Here is a 17699-nt window from a genome sequence, read left to right as displayed (position 1 = left end):
GGTCTGGCCAACCTGCCGCTTGATGGCGTCTTCCCGCGGGGCCACCCGATCCATCATTCGGTAGATTTGCTCCACCGGTATGGTGATGTCGTAACCCTGCTCCAGCATCGAGGCGGTGCGCAGTTTGCTGGCCGGGTTGGCCAGTCGGGCCAGGACGCAGCTCTTCAAGATGCCGTTCCACTTGGCATCGGCACGGCGGGAACCGAGGATATGGCCAAACCCCAGGTCATCGTATAGGGCGCCGAAGACATCGCCGATGCCTTCGATGATCCGCTGTTCCTCGCGTAGATTCTTGACCACCACCGTGTCGGCGGTTTCCTGTTTGGGCTTGGATGATCCATTGTCTTAGTGGCAAATACTTTTACTTCTTTTCAAAGGAAACCCAAAAAAGTATTCTAACAGAATTGCTTTTATTTTGCAAGGGATAAAATTTAGTAAAATTTAGTACTTCAAAAAAGTGTTAACCCCGCTCCAGCTCTTCCAGTTTATCCTTGAAATCTGAATTCGGAGGGGATTAAAAATATCGCTTTCAGCATCCAAATAATCTTGATAAATTAAACCGGTTATGCTATACTGAACATTTGGAAATCCACCAAACAATTCCGGGAGAATTATTATTACATGAAGACCTTTGTCCGGAAAGTCCTGGCGGTCCTTCCGGCCAAAGGAGTGGATTATGCCGATGTCCGGGTGACCGGGCAGGCCAGCGAGAACATCTCCACCAAGAACGGCAGCGTGGAGGCGGTCACTAAGAGCTCCGACTCCGGGTTCGGCTTAAGGGTCCTGGTCAACGGGGCCTGGAGCTTTGCCGCCAGCTCCCGGCTGGTGACTAACGAGATCAGAAAAGTGGTCAAGGACACCGTCAAAATAGCCAAGGCCAGCAACCTGACCGGAGTGGAAAAAATTGAGCTTTCGCATTTGAAGCCCCAAAAGGGCAGTTATCGGACTCCAGTGAAAGTCGATCCTTTTAAGATTTCGGCCGAGCAAAAAATTAACCTCCTTTTAAAGGCCGACTTCCTAATCCGCCGCAATGAATTACTCCGCCGCAAGCGGGCGGGGTATCTTCTCCCCGCTCCCTCGCACGTTACCATTCAAAAAGCAATAGTCTGTTTTTGTAGACTCAATGAGATGTCTGCCCGAACTCTTCTTTATTCGTCATTCGGATTCGGTAACCCCGCCGCAAGCGGGCGGGGTATTAAAAATTAATAAAAATTAAACAACGGGTCAGATTCATCTGACCTGTTGCTTTAGGCGGAGGGATATGAATAGCGATATGAAAAATATTTTCCGGCGGATATCCCGGTACCTGACGGCGGCCCTGCTGATCTCAGCAGCCGGCGGCTGCGCTTATTTCAATAGCTACTACAACGCCAAAAAGTTATATGACTTCGGGACCCGCGGCCGCCAAGGCTTCCCCGACACCCTTTTAGCCGCCGGGGCTCAGGCCGCCGCCCTGCAGCAGGCCGCTGAAAAGTTCGCCGGGGTGGCCGCCAGTTATCCCTCCAGCCGCTGGGTGGCGCCCAGCTTTTATTACATGGGCAACTGCTTTTTTTTTATTGGACAGAACGAAAAAGCCCTGCGCAAATATCAGGAGGTCTGGCAATTTTACGGATCAGGCAAATATGCCCCGCTGGCCCGGCTGAATTCAGCGGTGTTGAATTACAAGACTGGCGATTATCCCGCGGCCCTGACGGACATCCAGTTTCTTAGGGCCAGGCCCGATCAGCAGATCATCCGGCGGATTTCTTTTCTGGAGGCCGAGATCGCCCAAGCCTCGGGCGACTATCCCCAGGCGGCCATCCTCTGGCAGAGATTTCTGTTCAACCATCCCAAAAATGAATTTACGGTCGAGGCCCGCTTAAAATATGCCCAGTGTCTGATCGCCATGGGACAGCACCGTCAGGCCGTGCTGGAGCTGGAAATCCTGGCCGGTAACCGCCTACCCCAAAAGGCAGGTTATCAGGTAAAAATGCTCTTGGCCCAAAGCTATCAGAACACGGGCCAGCCGGAAAAGGCCCTGGGGGTATACCGGTCGCTGCTGAATAAGACCCTGGCTGGCACATCCCAGGCGGCCCTGCTGGATCTTTTGATCTGCCAACTGCAAGCCCGGTCAACCGACGCCCCAGCGGCCGGCAAGCTGTATGCCCAGCTGGCACAGAAGCACCCCCAAAGCTTGGCGGCATCAGTGGCCTATTGCCGGATGGGAGAACTGCAGGAAGCCGCTCAAAATCTGGACAGCGCCAAGGCCTTGTACACCCTGTCCAGCCAGGGGAAAAACAACGATTTCGATTACCCGGCCTTTGGCGATATCCGTACTTTGGCCCTGAAAAAAATGGAGAATATCTCGCTGCTGGGCGGATACCGCCGGCAGCTTGACTCCGCAGCGGCCGAGCAGAATGCCCAGCTGCTGTTTTTGATGGCCGAGCACTATTTGTTCGGGCTGGGTCAGCCGGATTCGGCCGTTTCAGTTTACCTGAAGCTGGCATCCGACTACCCCTCTATGCCCATTGCCGCCAAATCCCTTTACGTCGCGGCCTGGATCTTGGACAAATATCAGCGGGATACTGCCTTGGTCAGAACATATCGCCTGCAGTTGGTGGAAAAGTATCCCTTTACCCGTTACGCCAACGCCGCCCGGATGGAGATGGAATTGCCTCCCGACCTGGCGGTCAGCGACAGCGAGCCGGCCATAGAGTTCAGGCTAAAACCCAGGGCTGTTCCGGCCCAGCCGGATTCCTTGGCGCCGCCGGCTGAATTGCAGTCAGAGCCCGGGCCCCAAAATCCACCGGCGCCGGCCATTCCGGGGCCGTCGGACGATGATAACCGAATACGGATAGACTGATGTTAGAACAAAAAGTAAATATCGTCTCCCACCAAAAAATTGCCCCCGATGTTTTTCTGCTGTCCTTTCGCTCGGACTACCTGGCAGCCAAAGCCCGGCCCGGACAGTTCGTCCATCTTAAACCTTCCGGCCCCTGGCCCCTGTTGCTGCGGCGGCCATTCAGCATCAACCGGATCAAAGGAAAAAATATATTCATCATGTACCGGGTGGCGGGCCGGGGCACCTCCATCCTTTCTTCCCTGCCCCAGGGAGCGGAACTTGATGTGATGGGGCCGTTGGGGAACGGTTTTGAGATCGATAAAAAATACAGCGACCACCTGATCCTGGCCGGGGGCATAGGCCTGGCCCCGATGCAATTTCTGGCCGACCGCCTGAAGACCATGAAACTGAATGCCAGACTTTTTTACGGCTGCTCCGGCAAAAAGGACCTACTGCCCTGCGCCGTTCCCGGCAAGGTCATTGCCACCGACGACGGCAGCTGCGGATACAAGGGCTTCGTCACCGACGCTTTTCTCAGCCGCATTAACAAATTCAGAACGCCGGTGGTATATGCCTGCGGCCCCTGGCCGATGCTTAAAAAGACGGCCCGGATCTGCCGGGAAAACAAAATTGACTGCCAGGTCTCGCTGGAGGCTTTCATGGCCTGCGGGGTGGGCGCCTGCCAGGGCTGCGTGGTCAAGGGGGTAAAGGAGTATTTAACCGTCTGCCGCCAGGGACCGGTATTCAATAGCCGGGAAATAGACTGGGAACAGGAAGCAACATTATGAGAAATATCAGAACCAAGAATAATGTGGACCTTTCGGTTGAAATTGCCGGCATTAAAATGAAAAATCCGGTGCTGGCCGCCTCCGGCGCCTTTGGCTACGGCACCGAATACCTTCCCCTGGTTTCCCCCGCCCTTTTCGGAGCGGTAATCACCAAGACCGTTACCTTGCTGCCCCGGGCCGGAAATGTGCCGCCCCGAATCTATGAGACACCCATGGGAATGCTCAATTCCATCGGCCTGGCCAACGTGGGAGTTCATAGATTTCTGGAGGAAAAACTGCCCGAGCTGCTGAGCCACCACCCGCTGGTGATCGTCAACATCGCCGGCAATACCATGGAGGAATATGCCGAACTGGCCGGGATGCTCAACGGACAACCGGGCATCTCCGCGATCGAGTTGAATATTTCCTGCCCCAACGTCAAACAGGGCGGGATGGCTTTTGGCGCGGATCCCATACAGGCGGTCAAACTGACCACTCTGGTGAAAAAAGCCACCTCCAAGCCTCTGATCGTCAAGCTCAGCCCCAATGTGTCGGACATCGCGGCCATCGCCCGGGCAGTGGAACAGGCCGGAGCCGACGCCCTTTCGCTGATCAACACCCTCTACGGCATGGCCATCGACATTGAACGCCAGAAGCCCGTGCTGGGTAACGTCACCGGCGGCCTTTCCGGTCCGGCCATCAAGCCCGTGGCCCTGTACAACGTGTTCAAGACCAGCCGGGCGGTGAATATCCCGGTGATCGGACTGGGCGGGATAATGACCGCCGGCGATGCGGTGGAATTCATGCTGGCCGGGGCCGCGGCTGTGCAGATCGGCACCGCTGGTTTCATCAATCCCAATACAGTTAAAGAGATCGTGAATGGGCTTAAAGACTATTGTTTAAAAAAGAAATACCCTGAAGTTTCGCAGATTACGGGGAAATTAGCGGTATGAAAAAGATCCTTTGGGCATTGTTGATCACCGCCGTATTTTTCGGCTGCACCCCGGCCCCCATTTATAGGAGCGGGACGGTAAGCAACAGTCCCCTAAAAGAAACTGCCGCGGAGCAGAAAGCGCAGCCCCCGGCCAAAACCGAACCAGGGCCGCTGGCAGTCCAGCAGGGCCTAGCCAGCTATTACGGCCAGGAATTCCACGGACGCAAGACCGCCAACGGCGAAATTTTTGACATGCAGGCCATGACCGCCGCCCACCGCACCCTTCCCTTCGGCACCACGGTCAAAGTAACCAATTTAAAGAACGAGCAGAGCGTGACGGTCAGGATCAACGACCGGGGGCCCTTCGTGGAGGGCAGGATAATAGACTTGTCACAAGGCGCAGCCAAAAAGATCGGAATAGACGGAGTGGAACCGGTCCGGCTGGAGATCATTCAGCAACCAGACAAATAACAATGAACATTGAACAATTAACGATTCCCAGTTTACAATTAACGAATAAATACCGATTAATTAACGATTAACGAGTCAAGATTAATGAACCAAGGAGAGCGATGCAGATACCAGCAAACGAAAGGCTGATAGTGGCCCTGGATCTTCCTTCCTACTCCGAAGCCGAGAAACTGATCAGAGATATTTCCGGCCCGGTCAAATATTTCAAAGTGGGCAGCCAGCTCTTTACCGCCTGCGGGCCCAAAATTGTGGAACTGATAAAATCGCAGGGCGGAAAGATATTTCTGGACCTGAAGTTCCACGACATCCCCAACACCGTGGCCAAGGCCGCCATCGCCGCGGTGGAACTGGGGGTTGACATGTTCAACCTTCACTCCATGGGGGGATTTGAGATGATGGAAGAAGCGGCCAACGCAGCCATTGAAGCCGGAGCCCGGCTTAAAAAAACCAAGCCCATCATACTGGGGGTGACCGTTTTGACCAGTTTTGACGAAGCCACCTTCAGCGATGTGCTGGGCGCGCCTGGCCACGGCATCCCGGAGCAGGTGCTACACCTGGCCAGGCTTACCAAAAGCGCCGGACTGGACGGCGTGGTGGCCTCGCCCCAGGAAATTGAACTGCTGAGAAATGATTTTCAGGAGGATTTTGTGATCCTGACCCCGGGGATCAGGCCACTGGATACCGAGGCCGGAGACCAGAAGCGCATTTTGACCCCCGGCCAGGCCATTGCCCTGGGGGCCGATTATCTGGTGGTGGGCCGGCCCATCACCGGCGCTAAGGATAGAACCGCCGCCGCCCAAAACATCCAAAAGGAGATCCAAGATGCCCTTAAATAAGCAGGAGATCAAAGACATTCTGATCAAACGTCAGGTGCTGCTGGACGGCCACTTTTTGCTGACCTCGGGGCACCACAGCCAATTTTATTTTGAAAAGTTCCGCATCCTGCAGTATCCTAAAGACAGCCAGGCTTTTTGCGGGATGATCGCCGAACAATTTAAGGCCGCCGATATCCAGACCATAGTGGGCCCCACCACCGGCGGCATAATCATCGCCTTTGAAGTGGCCCGCCAGATGGGCAAAAAGGCTATTTACGCCGAGCGAACGTCCGAAGGACGCGGTCTTTTGCGGGGAATGTCTCTGGCCCCGGACGAAAAGGTTTTGGTGGTGGATGATGTAATGACCACCGGCGGCTCGGTGATCAAGACCATCGAGGCCGTGAAACGGGCCAGGGCCCAGCTGATGGGCGTGGCGGTGCTCATCGACCGCAGTTTCCAGGCCCCGGATTTCGGCGTTCCGTTCCTGGGGATTTACGGCGAAAAGGTGGAGACATTTGATCCGGCCGATTGTCCGCTCTGCCCAAAAGGGATACCCCTGACCAAGCACGGCAGTAATCCCAATAAATAATTCCCCGGCATAATGAAAAAGACGCCTTCAATTACGAAGGCGTCTTTTATATGGGCAGGGGCAATTCTGTAAGAGCAATTCATGAATTGCCCCTACAATAATATTACCGGAACGAATACGGGATGGTGAACGGCCTCTCCGCCGGCTGTCCGTTGACCGTCCCCGGTTTAAAGTTCTACTTCTTGGCCGACATTAAGAGTTTATCCGTAAATAAGCTTTGGGTCAGCGTAAACGAGCGAAAAGGCATGTGGTGAGCCTGTCGAACCATGCCAGACGCATGTGGTGAGCCTGTCGAACCATGCCAGACAAGGAACGCGAGTGAAGCGTATCCACAGCGATACGGTGAATGAGCGTGACGCAGTATGGCGGTTTTGCAGCCGTTTATGCCCAAATTGTTATTTGAGGATAAGCTCTAAATACGCGTGTTTTTATTTGCGCTGCCGCAATTTATTGCCGGAACACAGCAAACTGTCCAGGAAGTATCATTCCTGTCCTTTTAGCCGATCCGGCACAGTAGGCTGCCGTGTCTTGGCTCTTATGGGAACCTTTCATCACTCCGCTTCCTCCGGCCTTACCCTTCTGGCCCTCCGCCGGTCTATATCCGACAATATCTTCTTCCTCAATCTGATCGCTTTCGGGGTCACCTCCACTAACTCGTCATCGGCGATGAACTCCAGCGCTTCTTCCAATGTCATGATCTTGGGCGGGGAAAGCCGGATCGCCTCCTCGGCGTTGGAGTTGCGGATATTGGTCAGCCTTTTGGTCTTGCAGAGGTTGACCACCAGGTCGTTCTCCTTGGGCCTTTCGCCCACGATCATCCCTTCGTATATTTTATCCCCCGGGCCGGCGAACATGATCCCCCGCTCCTGGATGCTGTCCAGCGAATAGGAGGCGGCCACTCCGGTCTCCATGGCCACCAGCGCCCCGTTCTGGGCGATGCTGATCTCGCCCTTGCAGGGCTGGTAACCTTCGAAGTTGTGATGCATGATCCCGGTGCCCCGGGTGTCGGTTAAAAACTGGCCCCGGAAGCCTATCAGCCCCCGGGCCGGGATGATGTATTCCAGCCGGGTGCGGCCTTTGCCGTCGGCCTTCATGTTCTGCATCTCGGCCTTGCGGCCGCCCAGCCGCTCCATCACCGGGCCCACGTAAGCGTCGTCCACGTCTATCACCAGGTACTCAAAAGGCTCGCACAGCTTTCCTGCGATGTCCCGCATGATCACCTCGGGCCGGGAGACCGCCAGCTCGTAGCCTTCGCGCCGCATGGTCTCGATCAGAATGGAAAGATGCAGTTCGCCCCGGCCCGAAACCTTCAGCGAGTCGGGGGAGCCGGTGTCTTCCACCCTAAGCCCCACGTTGGATTTCAGCTCCCGGTACAGCCGGTCCCTTAACTGGCGCGAGGTCACGTACTGCCCCTCCAATCCCGCAAAGGGACTGGTATTGACCGAGAACAGCATGGCGATGGTGGGCAGGTCGATGTCCACGTAGTGCAGGGCCTCCGGGTTCTCGGGATCGGCGATGGTCTCGCCGATGTCCACGTCCTCAAAACCCGCCAGGGCCACGATGTCGCCGGAGCCGGCCTCTTGGATCTCTATCCGCTTCAGGCCCTCAAAGCCATAGAGCCTGGTGATCTTCCCGGTCTCGATAGCGCCGCCGCGCTTGATCCGGGACGCCTTCCCCGCCACTTTGATGGAGCCGTGGAGGATGCGGCCGATGGCCATCCGGCCCACGTAATCATTGCAATCGATGGAGGTCACCAGCATCTGGAACGGCTCGTTGGGGTTGCCCTGGGGCGCCGGAACCTTGTCCACTATGGCGTCTAACAGCGGCAGGATGTTCTTCTGCGGCTGCTTCAGGTCCGTGGCGGCGGTGCCGTTCTTGCCCGAGGAATAGACCACCGGAAAGTCCAGCTGCTCGTCGCTGGCGTCCAGGGAAACGAAAAGATCGAAGATCTGGTCCAAAGCCCAGTGGGGACGGGCCTCGGTCCGGTCGATCTTGTTGATCACCACGATGGGTTTCAAATTCAGCTTCAGCGACTTTGAAAGCACGAAACGGGTCTGGGGCATGGGGCCGTCGACCGCGTCCACCAGCAGCAGGACCCCGTCCACCATGGAAAGTACCCGCTCCACTTCGGAGCCGAAATCGGCGTGGCCCGGCGTGTCCACCAGGTTGATCTTGTAGCCCCGGTAATGGATGGAGGCGTTCTTGGAGAAGATGGTGATCCCCCGCTCCCGTTCCAGGGGATTGGAGTCCATGGCCAGCTCCGGCACTTCCTCATTGTCGCGGAAGGTGCCGCTCTGCCGGAGCAGGGCATCCACCAGGGTGGTCTTGCCGTGATCCACGTGGGCAATGATGGCTATGTTCCGGATCATTTTGTCTTTGTTGTTTGGCATGGGTTCCAATAACATTTATATTATGGTTTTTTGTTACGAAGTTATGTCCTGTCCAGGGAGAGGTCATTTCCCTGGCTCCCCGGTTATCTTATATGCCCCGCCCTCTTTCTTCTCTATCTTGAACCCCTGCTTTACCAGGGCATCACAGGCCGCCAGGCGCACGTAATCGTCCTTGTCCTCCAGGGCTTTCTTCAGCGACTTCACCGCCTTCTTGTCGTTCCAGCCGTCCAACCCCCGGGCGGCGCAGGCCCGGATCTCGAAATCGTCGTCCTTCAGCGATTTCAAAAGATGCTTGAACACCTGCTCCTGGCGAATAGGTGCGATGACCTTGAGAAGGTTGATCTTCACTATCCGGGCCTTGGATTTTTTGTGGATTATCAGGCTGTCCAAATGCAGGGCCAGGGAATCCGGGGAATAGTTGATAAGATTCAGGGCAGCCAGCGAGGAAAGGTTGGAATCTCCCAAGGTTTTGATCAGTACCGGCTCCGCCGGATAATAAACCGAGCCAAGAAGTTCGGATAGGGCGCTCTCCCGGATCCCGTCCGGGCCCTGCTCCAACAGGGCCGTCCATTTGGCCGGGCGCTGTTTGGGCTTGGCCTTTTGGGCGTCCATGTATCCTGCGATGGCCCTGACATAAGCAGACAAAACGGAATCGGGCAAGACCGTTACACCCTGTTTCCCGGCGAAAAGGCTGTAACAGCTTTTGGGGTTGATCTTGTTCTTGGACAGATAGCTTGAGGAGGCAGTGCCGGGAGACAAGAATAACAACGCCTTTTGGCCATCAAGTAGAATGCGCTTGTCGCTTTTGTATTCGTCGGTCTGCAGGATGTAAATGGCCCGGTCCTTGGCCTTGGCATTCAAAGGCCCTTTGATGGACCGCTCGTATTCCACCTGGTAGAGATAATCGCCGGTGATCACGCTGTCCCTGCTCTTGGCTTTGACCCTGGCTGCTATCGGCCGGATCTGCCTGACCGTGCCGTAAACTATTAGCTTGGCCCGGTTGATCTTCTCTCCCAGCAGGTATTCCTGGTTCAGCGCGGCGCAAGCCTGGACCGGGAATAACAGCACGGTGAAAAGTATTGCCAGTAGAATTAGTTGGAATTTGGATTTTTGCATTCTTGCCCTGCGTCCGCCACATCGGATCGAAGGGTTTCCTCTTAACATTTGTTTTCTGCCTTTTGATTTCATATTTCGCATCTCATTCGTATCTTATTGCTTCTATTGGGTCCAGGCGCGAAGCCTTGTAAGCCGGATAGAGGGCCGCCAGGAAAGTTATCAGTATGGTGGCAACCGAGACCAGAACAAAGTCCCCGGCCTGCATCTGCACCGGCAGTTTGTTGATGAAATAAACGTCGGCCGGCAGGTTCACAAACTGGTATCTGGCCAAAAGCAGGCACAGCGCGTATCCCAGCCCCATCCCTAAAACCGTACCGATCCCTCCCACCAGCAGGCCCTGAAAAACGAATATCTTCATGATGCTTTTTGAGGTGGCCCCCATTGATTTAAGGATTCCGATCTCCCGGGTTTTCTCGATCACCGTCATGATCAGGCTGCTGATTATGTTCAGGGCCGCCACTATGATGATCAGGGCCAGGATCAGGAACATAGCCGTCTTCTCCAGCTTCAGGGCCGAGAACAGACTCCAGTTCAGGTGGATCCAGTCGTTATATCTATACTGGGGGCCAAGCAGGACGGTGATCTTCTTGCCGGTCTCCGGGGCCTGATAGATATCTTTGATCTTGACCTCGATGCCGGTGACCGCCGGGCCCGTCTCCAGAAAATCCTGAGCCTGGGCCAGGCCGATGTATCCCAGAGTGGAGTTGTACTCGTACATCCCGGTGTCGAAGATTCCGGTCAGCAGGAAGCGCCTGGTCTTGGGAATCAGCCCCAAGGGCGTGGCCTTCATTGACTGGGACGAAGTTACTGTCAGGGTATCGCCCAGATAGGCCCCCAGCCGGTCGGCCAGGTCCAGCCCCAATATGATCCCCGGCAGGCCCGAGGACAGGGTGTCGAACTTCAGTTTCCCGGCCACCATGTTCCTGGAGACATCGGTAACGCCGTGCTCCAGCTCCGGGTCCACCCCCCGCAGCACCAGCCCGTCCACTTTAGAGCCCTTGGCCACCATGCACTTGGTGTAGATGAAGGGCGAACTGCCTATCACTTCGGACAGGGCGTTGATCTTGGGCAACAGCTCCTTGTATTCGGCGATGGGCTGGTTCTGGTATTTCAGGATTATCAGGTGAGCGGTGGTTCCCAGGATCTTGTTGCGCAGCTCGGTCTGGGCCCCGTTCATCACCGAAAGCACCGTCAGCAGGGCGGCCACGCCCACCGTCACCCCGGCAAAGGACAGCACGCTCATTACCGAGATGAACCCGGTGCGCCGTTTGGCCTTAAAATATCTTTTGGCTATGAAAAGTTCGTAGGACATCTGTCAGTTTACAATTTACAATTAACAATTTGCATTTTGGGATTTAATGCCCCGGCCATTCTTTTTTCAAAATGCCATATACCATGATCTCCTCATAGTTCTGCCCGTTAAAGTGCGCTTCCCTTTTCCGGCCCTCCACGGAAAAACCTATTTTCCCCATTAAACCCTGGCTGCGTATATTTGACTGGTAGACCTCCGCATCTATTCTCAATAGGCCGTTTGCAAACAAGTGTGAAATAAATGCGACCAGGCTTTCTTTCATGTAACTCCTGCCCCCGTTGTGTCCCCAATGCAAATCGTAACCATGCTATTTTTCGTTCATCATCCGTTAGATCAACCCTGATATAACTAACCTATTGGTTGTTTATCTTTCTTTATACAGATGATGCAGTAGATCTGATCTTCAGACAATACGGCACGTTCGATATCCCGCCTCTGTCCCTCAACATTAACCTGCGTCGAAGGGCCCAAGGCCATCGTTTTAACCAGCGGATCTGATTTCCATTGAACGATCAAAGGCGCATCTTCTACGCAAACCTGACGCAACAGAATACGATCGCTGATGATAATCTTAAGGTCTTCCACAATAGAACCCGTCTACAAACTGTAAATTGTAAACCGTGAATTGTTAATTGTTTGAGTTACTCCGGCTTCATAGTCGGGAAGAACACCACCTCGCGCACCGTCTCCGAGTTGCTGAGGATGGCAAAGAACCTGTCGATGCCCACTCCGAATCCCCCGCAGGGCGGCATGCCGTGCTCCAAAGCCTCCACGAAGTCGGCGTCGTACATCTGGGCCTCGGCGTCGCCCTTTTCCCTGAGTTTGGCCTGCTCCTCAAAACGCTGACGCTGGTCCAAAGGATCGTTGAGTTCTGAGAAGCCGTTGCCGATCTCGGCCCCGGCGAACAGCGGCTGGAAGCGCTGGGTGTAATTGGGCCGGTCGGCATGTTTCTTGGCCAGGGGCGAGATGTCCAGGGGATGGTCTATCAGGAAACATGGCTGAACCAGACCGGGCCGGATTAGTTTTTTGTAGAGCTGGTCTATCAGCCGGCCCCGGCCCAGCTTGGGGTCGGGCTTGATGCTGTGCCGTTCCAGTTCCGGCTCCAGCGATTCGGCGGTGGAATGCTGGTCCAGGTCTATCCCGGCCTGGTCTATCAATAATTGACGGTAATCATATCGGGGCCAGGGCGGCTTGAAATTCAATATCTGTTCCTGGTACATTATCTCCAGCGTCCCGAAGGTCTCTTGTATAATGTAGCAGTACATCTCCTCGGTGAAGTCCATCAGCTGCAGATAATCCACATAGGCCCGGTAGAACTCCATTAAAGTAAACTCCTGCAGATGCTGGGCACTCATACCCTCGTTGCGGAACACCCGCCCGATCTCGTAGACCTTTTCGTAGCCGCCCACTATCAGGCGCTTAAGGTGCAGCTCCAACGAGATCCGCAGGAAAAGGTCAAGGTCCAAAGTATTGTGATGGGTGATGAAGGGCTGGGCGTCGGCTCCGCCGGGAACCAGCTCCATCACCGGGGTCTCCACTTCCATGAAGCCCCTGGAGTCAAGGAAATCCCGCAGGGATTTGACGAACTTTGTCCTTTTGACAAAAAGTTCCTTGACCTCGGGGTTGGCGATCAAGTCCAGGTAACGTTTGCGGAAGCGGGTATCTACGTTTTGCAGGCCGTGGTATTTTTCCGGCAGGGGCAGCAGCGATTTAGAAAGCAGGGTCAGCTTCCGGGCCTGGACGGTGTATTCGCCGGTGTGGGTCTTGAACACCGGGCCCTGGACACCGACGAAATCCCCGATGTCGTACAGCTTGAAGGCCTGGTAAGCCTCGGCCCCCACGATGTCTAACTTGGCGTAGCACTGGATCTTGCCGCTGGGATCGGCCAGTTGGAAAAACGAGGCCTTGCCATGCCCCCGCACCGCGGTGATCCGCCCGGCGATATCCACCGCTTCCTGGGAGGCGATGAACCGCTCGGCGTCCTTTAGTATCTGGGCGGCGGTATGGGTGGCCTGGTATTTGGCGGGATAGGGGTTGATCCCCAGCTTGCGGAGTTCTTCCAGTTTGTGAAGCCGCTCGGCCCGCTCAGGGACTTGTTCAAAATGTTCGGACATTTATTATTTCCTTTTAATGAAAATATTTTTGTAAGTGGGGGGTTTTACTTTGTCAATTATACACGTATCATATGATTTTAGCAATAAAAAACCAATAGCCCAGGCATTAATGCCTGGGCTAGGGATTCATTGGGCATAATATTTTTGCCTGCGCTCTTGCTGGGGCGGGGTTTACAAGCGCATTCCGGTAAAGGTGGTTGTGGGTTTTCATAAATTTTTACGGCATGAGGTTCCGCTATGCGAAACCTCATGCTTACAGAATACAATATTTCAGCACACAGAAATCGCTATTTAGATTACCGAACGAGCCGGAACCCTATGCTGAGGTACCTGTTGTCCGGGGCGTAGACGGTCCGGTAGGCAACGCGGCAATTGCCGTCGCTGACGTAGAAGCTGCCGCCGCGAAGCACGCGATAAGTTCCCGTGGTTGGCCCGGTGGGGTTGCTGGCCGGGCTGACGCTGTAGTAGTCGCTTTGATACCAGTCGTTCACCCACTCCAAAACATTTCCAGCCATGTCATAAACACCGTAAGGGCTTTGCCCGGCGCTAAAGAAGCCCACCGGGGAGCTATAGGTAAAGGTATCGGGAGATACATTTTCATAACTGTTGCATTTGCTTGCATCCCAGGCGCTGCCCCAGGGCCAGTAGTTGGTAGAGTCCGTGCCCCGGGCCGCCTTTTCCCACTGGGCCTCGGTGGGCAGGCTGCCGCCCGCCCAGTTGCAAAAGGCATAAGCCTCATACCAGCTTACTCCCATCACCGGGTGATTGGGGAAGGCCGTGCCGCTGTTGTAATTACCGGTTGACCACCAATACGGTTCGGTGATGCTGTTGGTTGTTCTCCAGTTCCAGCCGTCAGCAGTCCAATAGGCGGAATTGCTATAGCCTCCGGCATCCAGAAAGACCTTATACTGGCCGTTGGTTATTTCGTATTTGCTTATCTGAAACGCGTCAAGGTAAACCGTATGCTGGGGCAGTTCATCGGTCTGCGCATAGGGATCTCCGGGTAGGCTGCCCATTTTAAAGTTCCCGGCCGGGATGGAGATCCATTCTATGGCAATACTTGAAGACTGCGAAACATTCACAAATACGCTGTCTCTCGCAATGCCGCCGCGCCCATCGCTGGAAGTAATCTTAACCTTGTATTGCCCGGTATTATTGTAAACATGGGTTTTACTGCCGCTTTGCTGGGTTAAAGTGTCTGTTTTCCCTTCGCCATAACTTATATACGTAACCGCCATATCGCCGTCGGGGTCCGACACATTATAGCCGACGCTTGCCGTTAACGGCGCATTGCCGTACTGCGGATTAACGCTCATATTCAATAACGGGGGATTGTTGCTTGAGCTGTCGCTGACCGTTATTGCCACATTGGAATAAACCGTGCCGCCGGTTTTACCGTCCGAAACAATAAAATCCACATCGTAAATGCCCGTCGCATTGAATGTATGGTCCAAATACCCGGAGTTGGACGACAAAATGGAGCTGTCGTTCGCGCTGTATTTTATGACCCGGCTTAAATTGTCCCCGTCGGAATCGCTGACGGCATAGGTAAACCTTACGTTTAACGGCCTGTATCCGTTTGTTGGATTAGCGGTAAAAGCGCCAATAATGGGCGGTTTATTGGTTGAACCGCTTGGCGCAAAGGATTTCTTGTATTGATAAGCTACAAATGAATAATCAACCCCAACCCCGAATATTTTGAACAAAAACACCGGGCGCAATTCGCATAAAACCCCGTAGTCCAAACTTGTAGTTATCGGATCAAAAGTAACATAACCCAACGGGCCGGCGCCCAGGCCGCCGCCGGCCACATTTACCACTTTAAAGGTTACGTCCAAATGCACCGGCAGGCCAAGCTCCGCCTTGCTGGATATATTCAATTGCGGCGTGCTTATAAACGGGTTTAAGCCAACGCTGGCCACCGGGCTGATTGTTCCGTTGTTATACTCCAGCCCTTCCGTGCCCGTAATAGTGCACCCTACGCTGGGGATCGATAGCGAAACACTGGCCAATTTTGCGTCAATGCACCATTGCGGCTCAAGATTGACGAAAATGGGAATGCCAAATATGACAAATCCGCCTATGGGCATTTCAACAATGGTCTTTTTAAACCTGTAATTCAACAAACTAATCTTCTTCAATACCGGCGCCGCCTGCAGGGTCATGCTTCTGGTAAAAGCGACTTTAAGGTATTCAACTCCCGAAACGCCGTAACGCGCCTTTATCGTCATGCCAATGGTTCCGGTAAAAGCCAGGGAATCAAGTCGTATCGTGTCCTGATCTTCGATGATTATCCGCACGCCGTATAACTTTACTTCAAAGCCAAGGTCTTTCGGCTTGACATAACCGCCGTCTATTTCCGTTGCCATTTTCAAGCTTTGTCCGTCATCCGTTTTGACGGCATATTCAACATTTTTACATTTACCGATGCTGCTATACGCTTTCGGCTGGATATTGGCGACGGTGTCTATGACGCCGGATTTTATTATGTCTTTCATGGTGGCTTGTTTGGTTGACAAAAATAGTTTGCTGCCGGTGGTATCGATAATTCCGTAAATCCTGCGCAGATAGCCGCCCTCATATTGGCCGAGGACAATATCGCCAATATTTACTTTTGGCTTGCTTGAGGAACTAAAATACAAGTAGAGCGAATCGCCATGCCAACTGGCGCTTTGAAAGGTGCTGGTGGTTTCGGGCAAAATAAGATTTTCCGAATATACGATTTGATCGCTGGGCGGCGGCGGCGCCGAAGCCGGGTTCTTCTTGCTGCAGCCCGCAAGCAGGCACAGTAACGCGATTGTTACAATCGCCACGCACGGAAGAATTAATTTTTTGAACATGGTTCTTCCTCCTGTTTATTGGTTCAAGCATGTAACGATGACCGCTACATACCTTAATTTCCAAACCGTTTGCCCCGTGCTTTGGGGCATTTGCCTTAACCCTTCAGGCATAGACCCCATCCCTTCTGCCAATTGCCTTGCCCTTTAAGGCATTTGCCTTAGACCTTAAGGCAGTTGCCTTGGACCTTAAGGCATGTGCCTTGGACCTTGGGGCAAGTACCTTACCCTTTAAGGCAAATGCCTTAGATTCCAAGGCATTTGCCCGGGGCTTTGACCGCCCCCTCGTTCCCTCTAACCTAACCCTTTCTCCCTTCCCTCAAGGGAAGGGACGGGGTTGGGTTAAGGCGGTCAGCCCGCCTTGGCGGTCTTCTTGGCCCTTGTCACCCCCTCGGTCTTGGACAAAAATTCCTTGATCTTGGCGCTGTTCGGCCCATACTTGGCCTTGGCATAGCGCAAAAGTGAAGCGTATGTTTTGCGGCCGCTGTTTACAATATCGTCCACTACTTTGGTCTGGGCCAGCAGATCGGCCTTCAACTTTTCCTGCTTGGCGTTTTCTTTGTCGGCCCTGGCAATCAATTGCTCAAAGCCGGCCAGTTCCTTTTTTAAAAAGACAAAGTCCGCCGTGTTGTTCTTGTGGCCTTCCAGGCATATTCTCCAGGCATTTAACTCGTCTCCAAACGACCTGCTTCTGCGCGCCATAATTTTTCTCCTTGTGGTTGATTTATTGTTACGGACCCAACCCCTTCGCCCCTTCCCGACTCGGAAAAGCCTGCACTGAGGGTAACAAACAATAGACAAACGAAGTGGGGCCGGGGGTTAGGTCAAACAAAAAGGCCTCGCGCCTTCCGTTTACGGAAGACCCGAAGCCTTAGTATTTATTACGCCCTCTTTTCTATATAAGGGGGTGTTATTCTTGCTTGCTTGCTTGCTTGGCAATTTTCATGCCAAGACAATTTATTTCATTTCGGGGTTTCATTTGGTTCGATTAACTCACCACAAGTTAAATGTTTTTACAATCGCTTTGTTTTGCTTTAAAATATTGTCCGGCGCCATCCGCTCCCCAAAGCTACGATACAAGGCTATCATAAAACCATGCTGTTTGTCAATACCCTTATGCAGAATTTTTGCAGAATTTTTTATGGCATTCCTATATGAACCTTTATTTTTCCGCTTACGCTTCCTGCCAACGGCCCCGCTTGCCCCGCAAAGCGGTGGCAAAGCGGAGCCTCCGCCTATGGCGTGGCGTGGCTTGGCCCCTTCAAGCGCTATATGCTATAGCTTCAGCGGAGGCGCTCCACTTCGGTTTTGTCGGCCTTTTGGGCGTCCAGCCGGTCCAATCTGGCATTCATAACCACCCTCTCATCGTCGCCCCGCCGCACAATATGCAAAACCTCATCCAAAGCCGTCATCACTTTATTATGGTCGTTTTTGGTAACCATGTTTTCTTTGATCCATTCTATATCTTCAGTGTTTTTCAAAGTCTGTATAGCCAGCTTGCCAATGGATTGCTTGACGCTGCCCATGTCGGTT

17 protein-coding genes are annotated in these 17699 nt (G+C 53.8%); 7 read left to right on the top strand and 10 right to left on the bottom strand.

Annotation, left to right across the window (positions count from 1 at the left end; all coding sequences use genetic code 11):
• Positions 1-300, bottom strand: a 300-nt coding sequence (locus HY768_10505; protein MBI4727628.1) for a hypothetical protein, incomplete at its 3' end; no start/stop codon positions are given.
• 321 nt (positions 301-621) lie between these two features.
• Here HY768_10505 and HY768_10500 point away from each other — a divergent pair.
• The 7 genes from HY768_10500 (at position 622) to HY768_10470 (ending at position 6397) form a co-directional block, all read left to right on the top strand.
• Positions 622-1206, top strand: coding sequence for a hypothetical protein (locus HY768_10500; protein MBI4727627.1), 585 nt, complete (start codon positions 622-624; stop codon positions 1204-1206).
• A gap of 55 nt (positions 1207-1261) precedes the next feature.
• Positions 1262-2842: a tetratricopeptide repeat protein gene (locus tag HY768_10495; protein MBI4727626.1), complete on the top strand. Its 1581-nt coding sequence runs from the start codon at positions 1262-1264 to the stop codon at positions 2840-2842.
• Positions 2842-3609 (top strand): dihydroorotate dehydrogenase electron transfer subunit, encoded by a 768-nt coding sequence (locus HY768_10490; protein ID MBI4727625.1) that lies wholly within the window; start codon positions 2842-2844, stop codon positions 3607-3609. The genes HY768_10495 and HY768_10490 overlap by 1 nt, the downstream gene beginning before the upstream one ends.
• Positions 3606-4541, top strand: a complete 936-nt coding sequence (locus tag HY768_10485) for a dihydroorotate dehydrogenase (protein MBI4727624.1) — start codon at positions 3606-3608, stop codon at positions 4539-4541. The genes HY768_10490 and HY768_10485 overlap by 4 nt, the downstream gene beginning before the upstream one ends.
• The gene (locus HY768_10480) at positions 4538-4993 is read left to right on the top strand and encodes a septal ring lytic transglycosylase RlpA family protein (protein ID MBI4727623.1); all 456 of its coding nucleotides are present in this window, start codon (positions 4538-4540) and stop codon (positions 4991-4993) included. Before HY768_10485 ends, HY768_10480 begins: the two co-directional genes overlap by 4 nt.
• 101 nt (positions 4994-5094) lie before the next feature.
• Complete coding sequence (gene pyrF, locus HY768_10475; GenBank protein ID MBI4727622.1) at positions 5095-5829, top strand: orotidine-5'-phosphate decarboxylase; 735 nt, start codon at positions 5095-5097, stop codon at positions 5827-5829.
• Positions 5816-6397: an orotate phosphoribosyltransferase gene (locus tag HY768_10470; GenBank protein ID MBI4727621.1), complete on the top strand. Its 582-nt coding sequence runs from the start codon at positions 5816-5818 to the stop codon at positions 6395-6397. Before pyrF ends, HY768_10470 begins: the two co-directional genes overlap by 14 nt.
• A gap of 551 nt (positions 6398-6948) precedes the next feature.
• Here the strand turns inward: HY768_10470 and typA are convergent.
• The 9 genes from typA to HY768_10425 all read right to left on the bottom strand — a co-directional run.
• A complete protein-coding gene (gene typA, locus HY768_10465; protein ID MBI4727620.1) occupies positions 6949-8787 on the bottom strand; it encodes a translational GTPase TypA in 1839 nt (612 codons plus the stop codon).
• A gap of 63 nt (positions 8788-8850) precedes the next feature.
• Positions 8851-9903, bottom strand: a complete 1053-nt coding sequence (locus HY768_10460) for a HEAT repeat domain-containing protein (GenBank protein ID MBI4727619.1) — start codon at positions 9901-9903, stop codon at positions 8851-8853.
• A gap of 82 nt (positions 9904-9985) precedes the next feature.
• Positions 9986-11215 (bottom strand): lipoprotein-releasing ABC transporter permease subunit, encoded by a 1230-nt coding sequence (locus HY768_10455; GenBank protein MBI4727618.1) that lies wholly within the window; start codon positions 11213-11215, stop codon positions 9986-9988.
• A gap of 43 nt (positions 11216-11258) precedes the next feature.
• Positions 11259-11477 carry a GNAT family N-acetyltransferase gene (locus tag HY768_10450; protein ID MBI4727617.1) on the bottom strand — a complete coding sequence of 73 codons (219 nt, stop codon included), beginning with the start codon at positions 11475-11477 and terminating at the stop codon, positions 11259-11261.
• Positions 11478-11563: 86 nt separating this feature from the next.
• A complete protein-coding gene (locus HY768_10445; protein ID MBI4727616.1) occupies positions 11564-11800 on the bottom strand; it encodes a GNAT family N-acetyltransferase in 237 nt (78 codons plus the stop codon).
• A gap of 56 nt (positions 11801-11856) precedes the next feature.
• Positions 11857-13329 carry a lysine--tRNA ligase gene (lysS, locus tag HY768_10440; GenBank protein MBI4727615.1) on the bottom strand — a complete coding sequence of 491 codons (1473 nt, stop codon included), beginning with the start codon at positions 13327-13329 and terminating at the stop codon, positions 11857-11859.
• 296 nt (positions 13330-13625) lie between these two features.
• Positions 13626-16169: an SUMF1/EgtB/PvdO family nonheme iron enzyme gene (locus HY768_10435; GenBank protein ID MBI4727614.1), complete on the bottom strand. Its 2544-nt coding sequence runs from the start codon at positions 16167-16169 to the stop codon at positions 13626-13628.
• Positions 16170-16517: 348 nt separating this feature from the next.
• Positions 16518-16868 (bottom strand): hypothetical protein, encoded by a 351-nt coding sequence (locus HY768_10430; protein MBI4727613.1) that lies wholly within the window; start codon positions 16866-16868, stop codon positions 16518-16520.
• Between the two features lie 581 nt (positions 16869-17449).
• The coding region (locus tag HY768_10425) for a hypothetical protein (protein ID MBI4727612.1) at positions 17450-17699 on the bottom strand (250 nt) is incomplete at its 5' end.

This window comes from candidate division TA06 bacterium, from assembly GCA_016208585.1.
In the GTDB taxonomy this organism is placed as follows: domain Bacteria; phylum Edwardsbacteria; class AC1; order AC1; family EtOH8; genus UBA5202.
The sequence above is the reverse complement of the archived record's forward strand: the minus strand, read 5'-3'. Positions and strand labels throughout refer to the sequence as shown.